The following is a 16,113-nucleotide window of genomic DNA, read 5'->3' as shown; positions in this document are numbered from 1 at the left end:
GCGGGCGTGGACGCATATGTCGCTCCTCCGCGGGTCAACGTGCTGGGTGTGGGCATCTCGGTGTTGAATCTCGACACCGTGGTGCCGGTGTTGGACAGCGCCCTCCGCTCCGGACAGCGCGGGTACATCACGGTCACCGGGGTCCATGGGGTGATCGAGTCGCAGGACGACGAGGCACTGCGCCGCATCCACAATGCGTCCCTGCTGACCACGCCGGATGGCATGCCGATGGTGTGGATGGGCCGCTTTGCGGGGCACGGCATGATGGGACGGGTGTACGGACCGGATCTGATGGAGCGCGTGTTTGAATGGTCGCGGACCCGCGGGGTCACGCACTACTTCTACGGCGGCCAGGAGGGGGTTGTGGAGGTGCTCTCGCAACGGCTTGCGGCGCGGTTTCCCGGATTGCGGATTGTGGGCACCTTCACCCCGCCGTTTCGTCCGCTCACCGATGCGGAACGCGACGCCCTCGTGGCGGAGGTTGCGCGGGTGCGTCCTGATTTTTTCTGGGTCGGCCTCAGCACGCCGAAGCAGGAGCGATTCATGGCGGCGCACCGGGATTTGCTGGAGGCGCGATTTCTGGTGGGGGTGGGGGCGGCATTTGATTTCTTTGCCGGACGCGTCCGCCAGGCCCCGCGCTGGGTCCAGCGGAGCGGCTTCGAATGGTTGTATCGCCTGGCCATGGACTTCCGAAGGCTCTGGCCGCGCTATTCCCGCATTGTCCCGCGATTTCTTTGGAAGGCCGGCTGGCAACTGGCCGGGAGACGCCCGCCGCCGCTGGACACCCCCGTGGAATCCGTGCCGCCGGTCCCTGGCGCCTCGCGCAACGCTTGCCCGTGACCCGGCACGTTCCGTACGCTGGACCGCATGAAATCCCTGCTGCGTGCGGTCATGGCCGCCATCCTGTCGGTGCCGGCCTTTGCGGCGGACAAGCCGCTGACGATTGCGGTCATTCCCAAGGGCACCACCCATGAATTCTGGAAATCCATTCATGCCGGGGCGGTGAAGGCGGAGCAGGAACTGGCGGCGCAGGGGGTGCCGGTGCGGCTCTTTTGGAAGGGTCCGCTGCGGGAGGATGACCGCGACCAGCAGATCCAGGTGGTGGAGAATTTCACGGCGCGGAAAGTCAGCGGCATGGTGCTGGCCCCGCTGGACTCCCAGGCGCTGGTCGCCCCGGTGACCAGCGCCGCACAGGCCGGGGTGCCGACGGTGGTCATTGATTCGGACCTCAATTCCACCCGGCAGATCAGCTTTGTGGCGACCGACAATTTCAAGGGCGGCCAGATGGCGGGGGAGTTTCTCGCCGGGCGGCTTGGTGGTGCGGGGAACGTCATCCTCCTGCGCTACCAGGTCGGGAGTGCGAGCACCGAGGCGCGGGAGGCCGGGTTTCTGGATGCCCTCAAGAAGCATCCGGGCCTCAAACTGATCTCCTCCGACCAGCATGCGGGGGCCACGCGCGAACTGGCCTACCAGGCGGCCCAGAATCTCCTGAACCGTTTCGGGCGCGAGGTGAACGGGATCTTCTGTCCGAACGAAACCTCCACGATCGCCATGACCAAGGCACTGCGCGACATCGGGCGCGCCGCCGGCCAGGTGACCCTGGTCGGCTTTGACTCGGGCACCCAGTCGGTCCTGGATTTGAAAAACGGCGATGTGCAGGCGCTCGTGGTGCAGGACCCGCTGAAGATGGGCTACCTCGGCGTGATCACCCTGGTGGAGCATCTGCGCGGCCGGACTGTTGAGAAGCGGATTGACACCGGGGTGTCCCTGGTGACGCCGGAGAACATGGCCGAGCCTGAGATGGCCGCCCTGCTCGCGCCGCCCATCGCCCGCTACCTCAAGGAATGAAGCCGCCTCCGGGTACCGTGGGGCGGTTGTTGCAGGCGGGGGGGCCCTTTCTGGGACTCCTTCTGGTTTGCGGCCTCTTCGCCCTCACCGAGGAGCGCGCCTTCATCTTCACCGGAGGCAACCTCAAGAACATACTCACCCAGACGGTCATCGTGGCGATCGGTGCCCTGGGGATGACCCTCATCATCATTGGTGGCGGCATTGACCTCAGCGTCGGCTCCGCCGTGGCGTTCACGGGAGTGCTCGGGGCCCGCCTGCTCGTGGCCGGATGGTCACCGTGGGCCACCCTGCTGGCGATCGTCCTTACCGGGGGCGCGATCGGCCTGCTGAATGGCACGATCATCGCCTTCTGCCGGATGATGCCCTTCATCGTCACTTTGGGCATGATGGGCATCGTCCGCGGCTCCGCCAAATGGCTGGGCGGCAACCAGACGATCAACGCCCCCCCGGACTCTCCGGTGGGGCTCCTGATGGCCCGCGAGAATCCGTCCGGCTTCTGGCCGCTGCCTCCCGGGGTCTGGATCGCCCTCGGCCTCGCCGCCTTCATGGCTTTTCTGCTGCGCGAAACGGTGTTTGGGCGCCATGTGTTCGCGATCGGCGCCAACGAGACGGCCGCACGGTACAGCGGCGTCCGGGTCGCCCGCGTGAAGGCATCCACCTACGCCATTTCCGGTCTCCTGGTCGGCCTTGCCGGACTGCTGCAGATGTCCCGCCTGACCCAGGGCGATCCGACAGTGGCCATCGGGCTGGAACTGGATGTCATCGCCGCCGTGGTGATCGGGGGGGCCAGCCTGGGAGGCGGCACGGGCAGCATTCTCGGCTCCATGATTGGAGCCCTCATCATGGCGTTGTTGCGCAATGGCACCAACCAGCTGGGCTGGCAGACGTATTCGCAGGAGATCATCATCGGCAGCGTCATCGTGCTGGCGGTTGGCCTCGACCAATGGCGCCAGTCCCGCCGCCGGGCGTGAGGGCCGGTCCCGCGGACCGCTGCTCCGATCTTGCCTCCGGAATCCCCGCGCTCCAGTGTCCCGTCAATGGCTGTTCTGGAGGCGCATCGCTTCACTGCCGAGGACGTTCACCGCATGGGAGCGTCCGGGGTGTCGTCCCCTTGCGACCGGGTGGAACTCCTTGACGGCAAGGTTGCGGATACCCGCCGTCCGGAGCCCTCGGGATTCCTGGCGCGACAGGTGCTGTCCTCCGCGGACACCGCATCGCCGCCGGCCTTCCCCGAGCTGGCGCTGCCCGTCTCCCGTCTGCTGCGTCCCGCGCGGTGAACCTTTTCCCTGAAACTTCCCGGATTGTCACCCCCATGAGCCCCGTCACCCTTGCGACGAACCAACCCCTGCAAAGCCTCGATGAAGTCGAGGATTTCTACAAGGAACGCTACCCGGATCCCTCCGGGCCGGCCCCTGCCCGCAAGCCGCCTGTGGGCTTCGCACCGGACAAGCAGGAGACGGAGTTCCGCAATTACGAGGCCGACGCACGACCCACGGTGCGCGAGTTCTACCGGCTCAATCACCAGTTTCAGACCCGGGATTTCGTGCTCGCCAAGAAGCGGGAATTTCTCGGACTCAACCGCCGCGAGATGGGGATCTGGGAGGCGGCCGAATACCTCAACCAGCTCGTGGACGACAGCGATCCCGACACCGACATGTCGCAGTTGGAGCACCTCCTGCAGACCGCCGAGCAGATCCGCAGGGATGGCCAGCCCCGATGGATGATCCTCACCGGGTTCGTTCACGACCTGGGGAAGATCCTGTGCCTCTGGGGGGAACCGCAATGGGCCGTGGTCGGCGACACGTTTGTCACCGGGTGCGCGTACGATCCGCGGATCGTGTTTCCGCGGTTCTTCGAGGCGAACCCGGATTTCAACAATCCGGACTACCAGACCCGCCTCGGCATCTACGAGGAGGGGTGCGGACTCGACGCCGTGGACCTCTCCTGGGGGCACGACGAGTACATCTACCAGGTCTGCAAGGACCACCTGCCGGAGGAGGGACTCGCCATGCTGCGATACCACAGCTTCTATCCCTGGCATCGCGAGGGTGCCTACGACTTCCTCTGCAATGCCCGCGACCGGGAGTTGCTCACCTGGGTCCAGCGGTTCAATCCGTACGATCTCTACACCAAGAGCCACACCAAGCCCGACGTGAAGGCCCTTAAGCCGTTCTACGACGAGCTCATCCACGAGTATTTTCCGGACAAGCTCCGCTGGTGACCCGGGAGGGGAGCCGTTGAAGGGCCGTCAGGCCCGGACGGCGGCCGGCGCCGGCGTCAACGCCGCGGTTGGGGCCCCGGGGCCGGGGTCTCCGTCAACGCCGGTCCGTGCCACGAACCGGCCGATGCGCTCCACCGCGACCTCCAGTTGATCCATGGCGGTGGCAAAGCAGCAGCGCACAAACGACTCGCCCCCGGCGCCAAAGGCGCCACCGGGCACGCAGGCCACCTGCTCCTCGCGCAGCAGTCCGAGGGCGAACTCGCGTCCGCTCAGGCCCGTGCGTCCGACGTTGGGAAACGCGTAGAAGGAGCCCCGGGGCTGGTGACAGGAGAGCCCCAGATCGTTGAGGGCCCGGACCACGAAGTTCCGGCGCAGCCGGTACTGGTCGCGCATCATCGCCGTGGCCTCGCCGCCACGTTCCAGGGCCTCGATCGCCGCCTCCTGGGAGATGATGCTGGCGCACAGCATCGAGTACTGATGGATCTTCATCATGGCCTCGATCAACGGCGCCGGGCCGCAGGCGTAGCCGATGCGGAACCCGGTCATCGCGTAGGCCTTGGAGAACCCGTGGAGGAACAGCGTGCGCTCCGCCATCCCGGGCAGCGAGGCGATGGAGACATGCTCCCCCTCGAAGGTGAGCTCGGAATAGATCTCGTCGGAGATCACCAGCAGGTCATGGCGTCGCACCACCGACGCGATCGCCTCAAGTTGCGGACGCGACAGGGTGCCGCCGGTCGGGTTGGTGGGGAAGTTGAGCATGAGGACCTTGGACCGCGGCGTCACCGCGGCCTCGATGGCCTCGGGGCGCACCGCGAAGCCGTCCCCGGCATGGCAGACCACCGGCACCGGCCGCCCGTGCGCCAGCAGCACCCCCGGGGCATAACTCACATAGCACGGCTCATGGTAGATCACCTCGTCCCCGGCGTTCAGCACCGCGCGCAGGGCCAGGTCCAGCGCCTCGCTGACGCCGACCGTGACGAGGATCTGGTCCTTCGGTTCGTACGCGACGGCGAAGTTCGCCGCGACGTACCGGCTGATCGCCTCGCGGAGTCGGGGCAGTCCGAGATTGGACGTGTATTGGGTGCGTCCCCGCTCCAGGGCGTAAATCGCCGCCTCGCGGATGTTCCAAGGGGTGGCGAAATCCGGTTCGCCCACGCCGAGGGAGATCACCCCGGGGGTGTTCTGGACCACCTCGAAGAAGTCCCGGATTCCGGACCGGGGAATGCCCGAGACATGGTCGGCAACGAAGGATCGGGTGCTGGACATTGGCAATGGGTTTGGGACGCGGGCGTCAGACCGGCCGGAAGCATGGATCCCGGCCGGCCGTCACGCGCTGCGTCGTGTGGGGGATCAGACGCTTGCGGGACGGCCGGGGCGCGCCGGGGCCGCTCCGGCCGCGGGGGCGGGCGGAAAGGCGGCGGCCATGGCGGGCGGCGCGACAGTCATGACCCTCAGAGCAGGCCGGGAATCGGAAACCAAAGTCAAGCCCGGCCGGGACGCCGCCAGGGCGCCGCGGCCCCGTGGGTGGAATCGCCGGTTGGAAAATCCGTTGACGCCCCCCGCTCCCGCCCCGCCCATTGACGGGGTTCCGATGCTTCTGTTCCTCGAATCCAGAAAGTCATGGCGCTGACCGACCTCAAGGGGCCGGGCTTCGCGACCCTATTCAACCTGGGTGGACGGGTCGTGGGCCCGGCGGTCAACCGGTTCATCAATCTCGACCCCGGGGAGCTTGTGGAGGCCGCCCGTCGCCGGACCGGGCTGGATGATTTCGGTGGCGAGGATTTCATGCCGGCGCTCCGGGAGTTGATGGCGTCCTGCGATCGGGAGGCCGACCTGAACCTCGTGGGGCGGTTGGCGGCGCGGAGCGATGCATCGCGCATCCTCAGGAACCGGCTCAGGGTGCAGGCCGACCGCACGCGCCATCCGGCGATCGCCGCCCAGGAGATCCGACGTCCCCTGGTGGTGGTGGGGCTCCCGCGCTCCGGCACCACGCTGCTGCACCGGCTCCTTTCGCAGGATCCGGCGAACCGGGTGCCGCTCACATGGGAGTCCATGCTGCCATCGCCCCCCCCCGAACGGGCCACCTACCGGACCGACCGGCGCATCGAGTTCGCCGACCGTCAGGTGGGCTGGTTCCTGCGCATCGCGCCGCACTTCCAGCGCATCCACCCGGTGGGTGCGCGGCTGGCCGAGGAGTGCGTGATGCTGATGAGCCACTCGTTTGCCAGCTACCAGTTCGACACCATGTACCGCATCCCGTCGTATCAGGCCTGGCTGGAGCGCCAGGACCTGCACGGGGCGTACGCGATCCACCGCCGGCTGTTGCAACATCTCCAGTGGCGTTGTCCCGGCGAACGCTGGGTGCTCAAGGCGCCCAACCATCTCTTCGCCCTCCCCACGCTGGTGGAGACCTATCCGGACCTGAATCTCATCTGGACCCACCGGTCGCCGGCGGAGGTGATCCCCTCGCTGGCCAGCCTGTGCACGGAGCTGCGACGGGTGTTCAGCGATTCCGTGGTGGCCAGGAAGACCGGTCCCGAGGTGACCCGGGTGTGGGCCGACGGGCTGGCGCGGGGTCTGTCGGCCCTCGACCGCGGGGTGCTCCCTGCCGGACGGGTGTGTCACGTCTCCTACGAGAGCCTCGCCACGGACGCGGTCTCCGAGGTGCGCCGCCTGTACGCCCACTTCGACCTCCCATTCACCGCCGCCTTCGAGCACCGCCTTCGCATCTTCCTGCAGGAATTCCCCCGGGGCCGCTTTGGCCGGCACGAGTACTCCATGGCCGCGTTCGGACTCGATCCGGGGGAGGAACGCCGCCGCTACCAGGCCTACTGCGAACGCTTCGGCCTGAACTGGCCCGACGACGGCGCCGGGGGCGGCTGAGGGCCGCGACCGGGATGTCTCACATCACCGTCTGACCGCGGCCAGCCGCCGCCTGCCGGTGATGCGCCGGCTTGTTCTGAAGACGGCCGGGGGCCGCGCGCACTCCAGGGCGCTGCGCGTTGACCCTGTGGAGTCAGTTCCCCCCGCGCCGCTTGCGGGAACCTGCAGGCTTGGTCAACGTCGCCGTGGCGATGGAGCCGTTCCAAATCATCTTCAACCCCATCAGCGCCGGGGAGCTGGCCCGCATGCCGAGGGATCTCCAGCTTCAGGTGCTGGGCCAGTTCCGCGGTCTGCCCAAGGAGTTGCAGCGCGGCGAAGGCCAGTACGGTCACCTCACCCGCAATGGCCGCACGCTCACCCGGTACCGGCTCGGGGACTACCGGATCTATTTTGAGCGCCATCCGCTGGGCATCGTCGTTCACCGGGTGCTCAACAAGCACTCCTTGAAGGACTTCCTGTACCGCAGCAACCTGGCCTCGGAAGAGGATGCCACCCTGGCCGACGATCCGAGATTCTGGGAACTGATCGAGCAGACGCGCCAGCAGTCCCGCGGAGAACCCTGAGCCGCCGGGCCGCGGATCAGGCCCGGGGGTGAAATGCGTCGTGCACGTCGCGGAGACGGCGTCCGGCGACGTGGGTGTAGATTTCGGTGGTGCTGATCCGCGCATGGCCCAGCAGTTCCTGGATCACCCGGAGATCGGCGCCATGGTCCAGCAGGTGCGTCGCGAAGCTGTGCCGCAGGCTGTGCGGCGTGATGGCCTTCGACAGCCCGGCCCGGCGCACGCATTCCTTGATCCGCAGCCACAACGTCACGTGGGCAAAGGCGCCGCCGCGGCGGTTCAGGAAGACCGCCGCCGGGGATTTCGGACCCACCAGGCGGGGGCGTCCGGACGCCAGGTACCGTTGCAGCGCCTCGATCGCCCGCGAGCCCACCGGAACCACCCGCTCCTTGTTGCCCTTGCCGATCACCGTGACAAAGCCGGATTCCAGATGGAGCTGTTCCATCCGCAGCCCGCGCAGTTCCGCCAGCCGCAGGCCGCTGGCGTAGGCCAGTTCCAGAACGGCATGATCACACAGGGCCGAGGGCGTCGCGTCCGTCCCGGGTGCCTGCATCAACTGGCCGATTTCGGCGTCCGACAACGCCTTCGGCAATGTCTTCCAGCGTCGGGGCAGCGAGAGGTTCACCGCCGGGTTGGGGGTCACCAATCCCTCGGACTCGGCGAATCCGAAGAACGCACGCAATGCGGCCACATGGAGATACAGGCTGGAACTGCTCAGCCGTGCCGGGGGTTCGCCCGGCGCGCGGGTCGGACGCGTCCGCTGGTGCTCCAGGAACTCCATCAGTTCGGCGAACGTCACGTCACGCCACTGCAGGCGCCCGCGGGGTTCGGCCCAGGTGACGAACTGTCCGAGCAGGTGCGCATAGGTCCGTTGCGTGTGTGCGGCGGCCCCCCGTTCGTGACGGAGATGCACCAGGAACTCCTCGACGAGCGGCGCGAGCACCCCCGGAGCAAAGCCTTCGTTGCCGGCCCGGGAAATGGAAATCGGGGTTCCTGCCGCGTGCCGGATGCCGACGTGCGCGCCTTGCCCCGCGCCGGGCCGGGTGATACACCCGCTGTGGTTTCCGGGAACGCGGTTCCCCGGGAGGGCGAGTGGCGCAGTGGTTAGCGCAGCAGTCTTACACACTGTTGGTCGGGGGTTCGAATCCCTCCTCGCCCACCCGGACCCATTGAAGTCCGCGACCACGAGGTGCCGCGGTATCGTCCGGCAACCGCACCCGCTGCTCGCTTGGTTCCGCGCTGGCCCGCAACCGAAAACGGCGGAGGGCCGCACGTACTCCAAGACGCTGCACGCTGAACCTGTGGAGTCCGGCGCCCCCCGCGCCGTTTTGGAACGACGCGACACCCCAAAATGCGCCGCGATCAAGCCAAGGCGCGGCTCCACCCTTTGCGGGCGCGGACCTCGGACCTATTTGGGGACCGCGACACGCAGTCCCTCCCGCCTTCCGGCTCACACTTCGATCTGGACCATACCCCCGGGGACAAAGATCTCCTGGATCGCGACGCCCTCCGCGGTGAATTGGTGCACATCAATCACCGGCGGGCATTGGAGTTCCACGACCCGCTCGTCCACCGGCGACGGGTCCGGTGCACAGTCCAGGGACCACACCGGACGCTCCGGCCGGAAACGGACCGACTGCACCTGGGCAACCGCCTCCTGCTGGGCCCCGTTCACCATCTGGTACACCGCACACCGCGCGTTGCCACTCAGGACAATCCGGTCCGAGGGACGGAGCCGGACCTCATTCTGGTCGTCGAGGACCTCCACCCATTCAACAAATCCCAACCCGGTGATCCGTCGGAGTTGGATGCGGCCGTTTGTGGACCGGTGGACATCCCGGATGACGAGGGAGGCTGGCGAGGCGCCGTCCTGAGGGACCGATTCTTGAAGCTCTGTGCCGTCGTGCATGGTCTGAGGGGTTGGCGATTTCCGGGTGTGCCGGGTCGGGGAGGAATCCGGTCAGCCGCGAATGCCGATGGTCCCGTCGTTGCCGGTGACGATCCGGCGACGTGAGGAACTGGCGACGACATACACCGGGTAGTTTTGGGTGGAATAGGTGGTGATCGTGGAGGTGGCGGACGAGGCGAACTGGGCCGGCGTCAACCGGGCGGTCGAGGGGCCGATGATGCGCGCGTAGAGGTGATTTCCGTTGGCCTGGGACACCGCCCCGACCGCCCCGGGCAACACCTGATACTCCCGGGATTCGTCAACAATCCATGGCCCCGGCAGCGGCAATGGCGTCCCGGGCGGGTGGACCAGGATGGAGGCCGGGCTCTGGGGTTGCTCCTGGGAGATCTTGAGCGGCATGGGAAGGCGATTGGTTGAAATGCTTATGCATGAGTTCAGTTCGGCGAACTTCGGTCAACTCGAAACTCGTTCCCTCCGCTGGATGGAGGATTTCTGCAAGGCCGACCAGGGCCCCCGGGTATCCCGGACGGCGAACGTCCAGATTGGCGTCCTGAATCTCAAGGGCTCCATGGATCCTCCCGAGGCGGCAGTAGCCCTGGCGGGCGTCCTTCAGGGGAAACGGCGGCGCCGGATCGGCGGCCAGCGATTCGAGGGCGATCGGTTGATCCAGATGCCACCGCCTCAACGTCGCGCCGGATTCGGGGAACGACCGTTGCAGGTGACGGATCAGGTGATTCGAGTAGGCGACACGGGCGTCCCGGCACCGCGGGTAGAACTGCTTGGTGCCCCAGAGGTGGAGGCAGTGGGGGTTCAGGCTGAGGTGCTGACGCCGGACATCGTACCCCGCGAGGGCCGCGCCGCGCAGCCCCTGCCTGCGGAGCAGCATGGACACCAGCCGCTGCTCGGCAAACAGCATGGCATCGCCCCAGCGACCGTCCGAGGTGCCGCGACCGGGATCGCTGCGGTTCAGGAATGTGGAAAACGCCATCATGAACCGGATGGATTCCGCGGCGTAGCTGCGGGCAAAGGCCGGATCGGCAATCATCAAAACGCCCGCGTTCGCCGGGGCCGCCTCCCAGTCCCAGCCGGCGTCCTCAAACCCGAACGTGCCGTAACGGGCGCGCTGGTGACGATAGTCCTCGGAGTGGAGTTCCTCCGGATGCAGCACCACCACCGGTGCGCAGGCCGGCACCGGGGACCAGCAGATGGCGTCCGGATCCAGGCTGACCGCGGGCTCGGTCATGGAGGCCCAGGCAAACAGCTTTCCCGCCGACCAGAACACCGCGGGATCGAGTGCTTCGGGGATGGCCTCCAGTTCCGTGGAAATCCCGTCGGTGTACACCCACTCCAGGCCGATGTTGCGGATGAAGGCCAGTCCCCGCTGGTCGGTGTACAGGCGAAGGCGTCCGTGGCGGCGCGCCTCCAGGGCGCTGGTCAGCCAGGTCAACGCCTCAAACGCCGCAAGCTCGATCAGCCCGGAGCCGCGGGGGCCGGATTCGACAAACTGCGGTCGCGTCCAGAAGGTGTGGAAGTAGAGGCCGGGGGCCTGCGCGGCGGTCATCATTGCAGTGCGTTTCCTGAACGGGCGGGCGGCACTTCGACCGGGACATCCTCCGACCAGGGCACCTCGTAGATTTCGATGGATTCCTTGATCCCCTTGAGGACCGGGTGACCCAGCGGACGGCATTGGGAGGCCAGGATGGGCGCATCCCGGCTGAGATCGGTCCACGTCGCGTGGCTGATCACGATCTGCCCCCGTCCCGCGATGGCCTCCAGCCGGCTTGCGATGTTGGCGTCGCGTCCGAAGACCGTGTAGTTCGAGACGATCCGTCCGCCGCCGAGCGTGCCCACCGTGACCTCGCCGGTGTGGATGCCCACGCCGAAGGCGAGCAGGGGAAGGATGCGCTGCATCGGTTGTCCGGTGGCGGCGCGGCGGCCGTTCTCCGCCTCGCGCCGCCGGTTTTCGCGCAGACGCTCCTCGTTCAACTCGCGCACCCGCCGCTGCGCGGAGATGCTGGCCAGCACGCAGGAGAGCGCGTGGGAGCGGCAGGGAATCGGGGCCCCCCAAAAGGCCATGACGCAGTCGCCGATGTACTTGTCGAAGGTGCCGTCGTGTTCCTTGAAGATGCGGGCGATCTCGGACAGGTAGCGGTTGATCGTGGCCATGGATTCGTCGGCCTCGTGGCGCGCAAAGGCGCGTGTGGCTTCGGGATCCGCCTTGGAATCCTGGGTGTATTCCAGCACCAGCCGGTGACTTTCATCCACCATCTCGGTGAACCCCCGCAGATCGGCAAAGGCAATGGTCACCCGGCGATGGCTGCCGCCCGCCCGCTCCGTGAGCTGCTTTTCCCACGCGGCAAAGACGTTTTCAGACAACACCCGCCGCCAGAAGGACCGGGTTTCGGACCGGGTCAGCAGTTCGTTGATGCCACGCCAGGTCAGCAGCGCCACATGGGTCATCAGCAGCGCCCCGGCGACCGGCAGCACCACGGGCAGCATCCATCCGGTCCGCAGGAACAGCGCAAAAGCGACGACCACGTAGGCCGCAGCGAACAGGGCGACCGCGCCCGTCGCCCACCAGGCGCGCAGGCGCCAGCTCAGGACGGCCGGGACCAACGTCAACAGGGAGAGCAGCGCCAGGTCGGCGGCCAGCGACGGTTTGCGCACGAACTGCGCCGTGATCAGCGAGTTGGCGACATTCCAGAACACGCCGGACAGGGGGGTGTTGGCGGACAAAGGGGTCGCCCCGAGGTCGGAGACGTTGTTGCCGGCCACGACGGAGGCCACGATGGCCAGGCGTCCGCGCCAGGCGGGGTCCACAGGCTGTCCCTCCCGCCGCCGCCTGGCCGCGTGCAGCAGGTCGGCGTAGTTCTCGTAGAACAGCGCCTCGTTCTCGGCCGGCACCAGCCACGGGATGAAGAAATTGGTGCGGGAGTCCACCGGGACCTCGATTCGCTCCAGCCCGTTGGTGTCCACCAGGGTGATCCAGCCGCGCGTGATCCGGGATTGGCGGAGGTCCAGTCCCAGTTCTGTGGCCGCCAGTACGAATCCTCCATGCCAGATGCGGGCGGTGCCGCCCTCCGGCACGGCGGTGTCCACAAAGGGGCGGATGCGCCGCACCACGGGATCCAGGTCGAAGATCCGGCTTGCATGGGCCACGGCTGCGGCGGGGGCCCGGAACAGCGTTGCCGGCAGCTCCAGGCCGGATTCCACGGGTTTGGGAAACGCCGACAGGATGACATCCGGCCGTTGGCCAATGACGCGGGCAAAGTAGGCATCGGAACTGACCCGGGACCCATCGGGAAGCTGCCGGCGGGTTTCCTGATAATCGTAATGAGGATCTGCGAACAGGATGTCGAACAGGACCGCCTTGACCTCCTGCTGGCGCAGCTCCTCCAGGATTTGTGCGTGGAAGTACCGGGGCAACGGCCAGCTGAAACCGTCGTTGGTTGCCGTGTACCCGAGGCTTTCGACGTCCAGTCCGACCAGTCCGAGGTTGGTGGCGATCCGGGGGGCGCGCCGGCTCGCCAGGCGCATCCGGCTGTCGTAGGCGCCCAGTTCGAGCCGCTCGACAAGTCCCAGGCCCTCGATCAACACGGATCGAAATCCGAAGGCCTCCTGGCGGGGTGGCGCCCGTTCGGAGATCCACAAGGAGGAAAGACGGAGGCTCCAGACCACGCCCAGCACCGCACCGCAAATGAGGAGGGGCACCTTGCGGACCAACCGGGGGGTCATGATCCCGACGCTAGGCAGGCGCCTTGGAGGGGCAAGCGCGAACTCGAACGTTCCGGGATGGGCAGGGGCGTGTTTCACCGCGCCCCATTTCAATGCCGCTGCGCCCGGGAAGGACCCGTCCGAGAACGTGGGAAGCACCCGCCCGTTCAAGCTTCCCACGTTCCCCGCAGCGACCCCCCACGCCTGGCGGCAGAAGTTACGGATTCGGTGAAACGCGTCCCCACCAGTGGCGGCGACTCATGGCGTTGGTTCGCGGTTCCACGTACGGCGCGGCAGGAGCCTTGCCCCACCGATGCAAGAGTGGTGGCGACCATGGACCGGTCCCTTGATCACCCAGGTGGAATCAGACCGGGTCCGAATCGGGCACAGAGGGACAAATCGGGCACAGAGGGACAGGTCATATGGAGGGCACTGGGAGGACACTGGGGGACAGGTCATTTGTGGCTCGCTCTCCTGATTCCGGGCATCAGTCCGACATAGGGACAGGTCCTTGGGTCCCCTCACCCGTAAGCCCCCACGCCTCTGGGTGCCCTGGGGTGGGTAGGGGCGTGTTTCACCGCGCCCCATCTCAATGCCGCTGCGCCGAGGAGGAACCCTTCGGAGAACGTGGGAAGCGCCCGCCCGTTGGAACTCCCCCCGTTCCCCGCAGCGACCCCACACGCCCGACGGCAGAAGTTACGAACACGATGAAGCGCGTCCCTACCAGTGGCGGTGACCATTGACCTGTCCCTTTGTCCCATGCCGCGAGCATGGCGTGGCCGCGATCCTCATCGAGGATCGCGACTTCACGCGTTTCGGCGCGCCGCGACCGGTCGCGGGTGCGCGCCCTTTTTGCCTTTACGCCTGCCGGGTCATGTCCTAGCAACCGGCGCGTGCGCAGCGCCCCGGACTTCGACGACGTAGCCCGGCGACACCGCGCGCGGTCGGCGGCGATCGGACTGGTCCTGCTCCTGTGCGCGGTGGGGCTGAACGCCGCCGCCCCGGTGGCCGGCCAGGAAGGCGCGGCGAGTCCCCCGTTTTTGCTCGCGCCGCCGCCGCAAGACGGTCCGGTGGTGGTGCACGCCCGCTTCGACCTGCACGACATCAATGAGGTGAACGACGGCTCCGAGACGTTCGAGTTCACCGGCGCGCTGACCCTCGAATGGCAGGACCCTCGTCAGGCCTTCGATCCCGCCGTCGTTGGCGTCGAGGAGAAAATCTTCACGGGCGACTATCAGTTCAACGAGCTCGCGACCGGCTGGTATCCGCAGGTGGTGCTCGCCAACGTCTCCGGCCTGTATCAGAAGACCGGGGTGGTGCTGCGGGTGCGGCCCGATGGGCGCTCGACGTTGATCGAGACGATGAACGCCGCGGCCGAGTCGGAATTCGACATGCGGCGCTTCCCGTTCGACTCGCAGCGCCTGGAGGCGATCTTCGAAGTCTTGGGGTTCGATGCGGACCAGGTGCGGCTACAGGTGGACGCGGACGCGAGTCGGCTGGCTGGCAGGGGGAGCGTGCCGCAATGGACCATCACCTCGACCGCGGTATCGGCCCGCGACCTGTCGTCAGCGGATGCCGGGCGCAGCGGCGCGTCCTCAGCGCTGCTTCTGCACGTCGACGTGGAGCGCCAGTCGTGGTTCGTGCGACGCCTGGTGGTCGCACCGCTCGTCGTCATCGTCCTGCTCTCGTTCTCGGTGTTCTGGATGGATCGTGCCTCGCTCGGCGATCGCGTCAGCGTCTCGTTCATCGGCATCCTGACCGTCGTCGCCTACCAGTTGGTGACCAGCGAGCAGTTGCCCCGCATCGCCTACGTCACGGTGATACACGGGTTCCTGAACATCAGCTTCCTCACCATGTGCGCGACGGTGGTCGTCAACCTGGTGGTTGGCAAGATGGACCAGCGCGGCCAAAGCGCGCTCGGCGATCGCGTCGACCGCATCTGCCGCTGGGCGTTCCCGCTCGTCTATTTCACCCTGATCGGCGTGCTGATGTTGGTCGAGTTGGTGGTCTCCTGAGCGCGCAGCTCTTCGGGTAATTCATGGCGCACGCCCTCGCTCCCAGCCGCGTGCTCATTCGCCGTCCGGGCTTTACCGGCGCCGTGCGGCCGACGCCGTGCCGGTGCGTGCGGACCGTGTCTGCGGGTCGGCTGCAATCACCGGCGTGTAGCCGGCCGGCCTTGTGCCGGCCTGACGGCGCGCAGCTCCGCGGTGGGTGCCTCGTGCGGACCCAGACGGACCCGCGCCCGGGCGTGGTGCTCGGCTCGAACGGGAACAATGGGGTCGCGAAAATAACGCACTCCCTCCTGCGCCAGCGGCCGGACGAACAGCTCGATCAGATCAGGTTCCGGCATGCAGGAAAATGCGGCGCACCTGCTCGTCCACACGCTGCTCGGACCAGTCCGGATGCTGCACGCGGAGGAATGCCGTCTTGTGCCGGCGCATCGTCCAGTAAAGCCGGTGCGCCACCCGCCAGCGTTCCGCCGGCGACATCCGGCGGAGCGCCAGCGTCTGGTCCGGGCTGACGCGTTCATCCGCCATCATAGCGACCACGATGGCTCGCTCGGCCGCGCCCAGCAAGCCCGCAGGCCCGGCTTCCTCGTCACGCCTTCGGTCTTTTGCCTTGCAAGCTCCCGCCCGCCTGCCCGCCTTCCCGCGGCCCGAATCCCCGGCACATCGGCGAACGTCTTCGGCGATTCCGAGAACCATGAACCTGTCCCTCTGTCCGGACCCCCCCGGTGGGGCAACACCTCCCGGTGAGCCGTGCGTCTGTGGAGTCCCCACCAAGTCAACTCCCAGTCCCGCGCACGGCGCGGCAGGAGCCTTGCCCCACCAAAGCCGAGGCCGCGGCTTCCACCCCCCCGGAAGTGGTGGCGGACCAGCAGGGACACGACATCTATCCGCAGATCTGCGTCCGCCAGCCACCGAAGATGGGATGTGAAGAGAACCATTGACCTGTCCCTCTGCCCGGCCCCCCCGGTG

General features: G+C 67.3%; 16 protein-coding genes and 1 tRNA gene. 9 read left to right on the top strand and 8 right to left on the bottom strand.

The features are described from left to right. The first annotated feature begins 6 nt into the window (after positions 1 to 6). The 5 genes from KF791_10910 (at position 7) to KF791_10890 (ending at position 4,069) form a co-directional block, all read left to right on the top strand. Positions 7 to 840, top strand: a complete 834-nt coding sequence (locus KF791_10910) for a WecB/TagA/CpsF family glycosyltransferase (GenBank protein MBX3733092.1) — start codon at positions 7 to 9, stop codon at positions 838 to 840. Between the two features lie 27 nt (positions 841 to 867). Continuing rightward, positions 868 to 1,848, top strand: coding sequence for a substrate-binding domain-containing protein (locus KF791_10905; GenBank protein MBX3733091.1), 981 nt, complete (start codon positions 868 to 870; stop codon positions 1,846 to 1,848). Continuing rightward, entirely contained in the window at positions 1,845 to 2,819 is a 975-nt protein-coding gene (locus KF791_10900; GenBank protein ID MBX3733090.1) for an ABC transporter permease, read from the top strand. The genes KF791_10905 and KF791_10900 overlap by 4 nt, the downstream gene beginning before the upstream one ends. A gap of 66 nt (positions 2,820 to 2,885) precedes the next feature. Next, complete coding sequence (locus KF791_10895; GenBank protein MBX3733089.1) at positions 2,886 to 3,125, top strand: hypothetical protein; 240 nt, start codon at positions 2,886 to 2,888, stop codon at positions 3,123 to 3,125. Positions 3,126 to 3,160: 35 nt separating this feature from the next. Beyond that, positions 3,161 to 4,069, top strand: a complete 909-nt coding sequence (locus KF791_10890) for an inositol oxygenase (protein MBX3733088.1) — start codon at positions 3,161 to 3,163, stop codon at positions 4,067 to 4,069. Positions 4,070 to 4,096: 27 nt separating this feature from the next. Here the strand turns inward: KF791_10890 and KF791_10885 are convergent, their stop codons facing one another. Then, a complete protein-coding gene (locus tag KF791_10885; protein ID MBX3733087.1) occupies positions 4,097 to 5,335 on the bottom strand; it encodes an aminotransferase class I/II-fold pyridoxal phosphate-dependent enzyme in 1,239 nt (412 codons plus the stop codon). A gap of 354 nt (positions 5,336 to 5,689) precedes the next feature. Here KF791_10885 and KF791_10880 point away from each other — a divergent pair, with 354 nt between their 5' ends. Together KF791_10880 and KF791_10875 are read left to right on the top strand one after the other, a co-directional pair. Beyond that, positions 5,690 to 6,952: a sulfotransferase gene (locus KF791_10880; protein MBX3733086.1), complete on the top strand. Its 1,263-nt coding sequence runs from the start codon at positions 5,690 to 5,692 to the stop codon at positions 6,950 to 6,952. Between the two features lie 191 nt (positions 6,953 to 7,143). Next, positions 7,144 to 7,515 (top strand): hypothetical protein, encoded by a 372-nt coding sequence (locus tag KF791_10875; protein ID MBX3733085.1) that lies wholly within the window; start codon positions 7,144 to 7,146, stop codon positions 7,513 to 7,515. A 16-nt stretch (positions 7,516 to 7,531) separates the two neighbouring features. Here KF791_10875 and KF791_10870 read toward each other — a convergent pair whose 3' ends face one another. Beyond that, positions 7,532 to 8,455 carry a tyrosine recombinase gene (locus tag KF791_10870; GenBank protein ID MBX3733084.1) on the bottom strand — a complete coding sequence of 308 codons (924 nt, stop codon included), beginning with the start codon at positions 8,453 to 8,455 and terminating at the stop codon, positions 7,532 to 7,534. A gap of 143 nt (positions 8,456 to 8,598) precedes the next feature. Between KF791_10870 and KF791_10865 the strand changes: the two genes are divergently transcribed. Beyond that, positions 8,599 to 8,671, top strand: a tRNA-Val gene (locus KF791_10865). A gap of 291 nt (positions 8,672 to 8,962) precedes the next feature. Here the strand turns inward: KF791_10865 and KF791_10860 are convergent. The 4 genes from KF791_10860 to KF791_10845 are packed head-to-tail and all read right to left on the bottom strand — an operon-like array spanning position 8,963 to position 13,156. Further along, positions 8,963 to 9,421, bottom strand: coding sequence for a hypothetical protein (locus tag KF791_10860; GenBank protein ID MBX3733083.1), 459 nt, complete (start codon positions 9,419 to 9,421; stop codon positions 8,963 to 8,965). Positions 9,422 to 9,472: 51 nt separating this feature from the next. Beyond that, the gene (locus KF791_10855) at positions 9,473 to 9,700 is read right to left on the bottom strand and encodes a hypothetical protein (protein MBX3733082.1); all 228 of its coding nucleotides are present in this window, start codon (positions 9,698 to 9,700) and stop codon (positions 9,473 to 9,475) included. A 19-nt stretch (positions 9,701 to 9,719) separates the two neighbouring features. Continuing rightward, positions 9,720 to 10,985, bottom strand: coding sequence for a hypothetical protein (locus KF791_10850; GenBank protein MBX3733081.1), 1,266 nt, complete (start codon positions 10,983 to 10,985; stop codon positions 9,720 to 9,722). Continuing rightward, positions 10,982 to 13,156, bottom strand: a complete 2,175-nt coding sequence (locus KF791_10845) for an adenylate/guanylate cyclase domain-containing protein (GenBank protein MBX3733080.1) — start codon at positions 13,154 to 13,156, stop codon at positions 10,982 to 10,984. Before KF791_10845 ends, KF791_10850 begins: the two co-directional genes overlap by 4 nt. A gap of 872 nt (positions 13,157 to 14,028) precedes the next feature. On the opposite strand from KF791_10845, the gene KF791_10840 reads away from it, so the two are divergent. Next, positions 14,029 to 15,150 (top strand): hypothetical protein, encoded by a 1,122-nt coding sequence (locus KF791_10840; protein ID MBX3733079.1) that lies wholly within the window; start codon positions 14,029 to 14,031, stop codon positions 15,148 to 15,150. A 137-nt stretch (positions 15,151 to 15,287) separates the two neighbouring features. Here KF791_10840 and KF791_10835 read toward each other — a convergent pair whose 3' ends face one another. After that, positions 15,288 to 15,485: a hypothetical protein gene (locus KF791_10835; protein ID MBX3733078.1), complete on the bottom strand. Its 198-nt coding sequence runs from the start codon at positions 15,483 to 15,485 to the stop codon at positions 15,288 to 15,290. After that, complete coding sequence (locus KF791_10830; GenBank protein ID MBX3733077.1) at positions 15,472 to 15,672, bottom strand: hypothetical protein; 201 nt, start codon at positions 15,670 to 15,672, stop codon at positions 15,472 to 15,474. Before KF791_10830 ends, KF791_10835 begins: the two co-directional genes overlap by 14 nt. Positions 15,673 to 16,113: the final 441 nt, after the last annotated feature.

The sequence above is a fragment of the Verrucomicrobiia bacterium genome, from assembly GCA_019634635.1.
Taxonomy (GTDB): Bacteria; Verrucomicrobiota; Verrucomicrobiia; order Limisphaerales; family UBA9464; genus UBA9464.
The sequence above is the reverse complement of the archived record's forward strand: the minus strand, read 5'-3'. Positions and strand labels throughout refer to the sequence as shown.

Bases quoted from the DNA above. Each gene is read 5' to 3' on its own strand.
- KF791_10905 (MBX3733091.1), top strand. From the start codon at position 868: ATGAAATCCCTGCTGCGTGCGGTCATGGCCGCCATCCTGTCGGTGCCG.
- KF791_10900 (MBX3733090.1), top strand. From the start codon at position 1,845: ATGAAGCCGCCTCCGGGTACCGTGGGGCGGTTGTTGCAGGCGGGGGGG.
- KF791_10895 (MBX3733089.1), top strand. From the start codon at position 2,886: ATGGCTGTTCTGGAGGCGCATCGCTTCACTGCCGAGGACGTTCACCGC.
- KF791_10890 (MBX3733088.1), top strand. From the start codon at position 3,161: ATGAGCCCCGTCACCCTTGCGACGAACCAACCCCTGCAAAGCCTCGAT.
- KF791_10885 (MBX3733087.1), bottom strand. From the start codon at position 5,335: ATGTCCAGCACCCGATCCTTCGTTGCCGACCATGTCTCGGGCATTCCC.
- KF791_10880 (MBX3733086.1), top strand. From the start codon at position 5,690: ATGGCGCTGACCGACCTCAAGGGGCCGGGCTTCGCGACCCTATTCAAC.
- KF791_10875 (MBX3733085.1), top strand. From the start codon at position 7,144: ATGGAGCCGTTCCAAATCATCTTCAACCCCATCAGCGCCGGGGAGCTG.
- KF791_10860 (MBX3733083.1), bottom strand. From the start codon at position 9,421: ATGCACGACGGCACAGAGCTTCAAGAATCGGTCCCTCAGGACGGCGCC.
- KF791_10850 (MBX3733081.1), bottom strand. From the start codon at position 10,985: ATGATGACCGCCGCGCAGGCCCCCGGCCTCTACTTCCACACCTTCTGG.
- KF791_10845 (MBX3733080.1), bottom strand. From the start codon at position 13,156: ATGACCCCCCGGTTGGTCCGCAAGGTGCCCCTCCTCATTTGCGGTGCG.
- KF791_10835 (MBX3733078.1), bottom strand. From the start codon at position 15,485: ATGCCGGAACCTGATCTGATCGAGCTGTTCGTCCGGCCGCTGGCGCAG.
- KF791_10830 (MBX3733077.1), bottom strand. From the start codon at position 15,672: ATGGCGGATGAACGCGTCAGCCCGGACCAGACGCTGGCGCTCCGCCGG.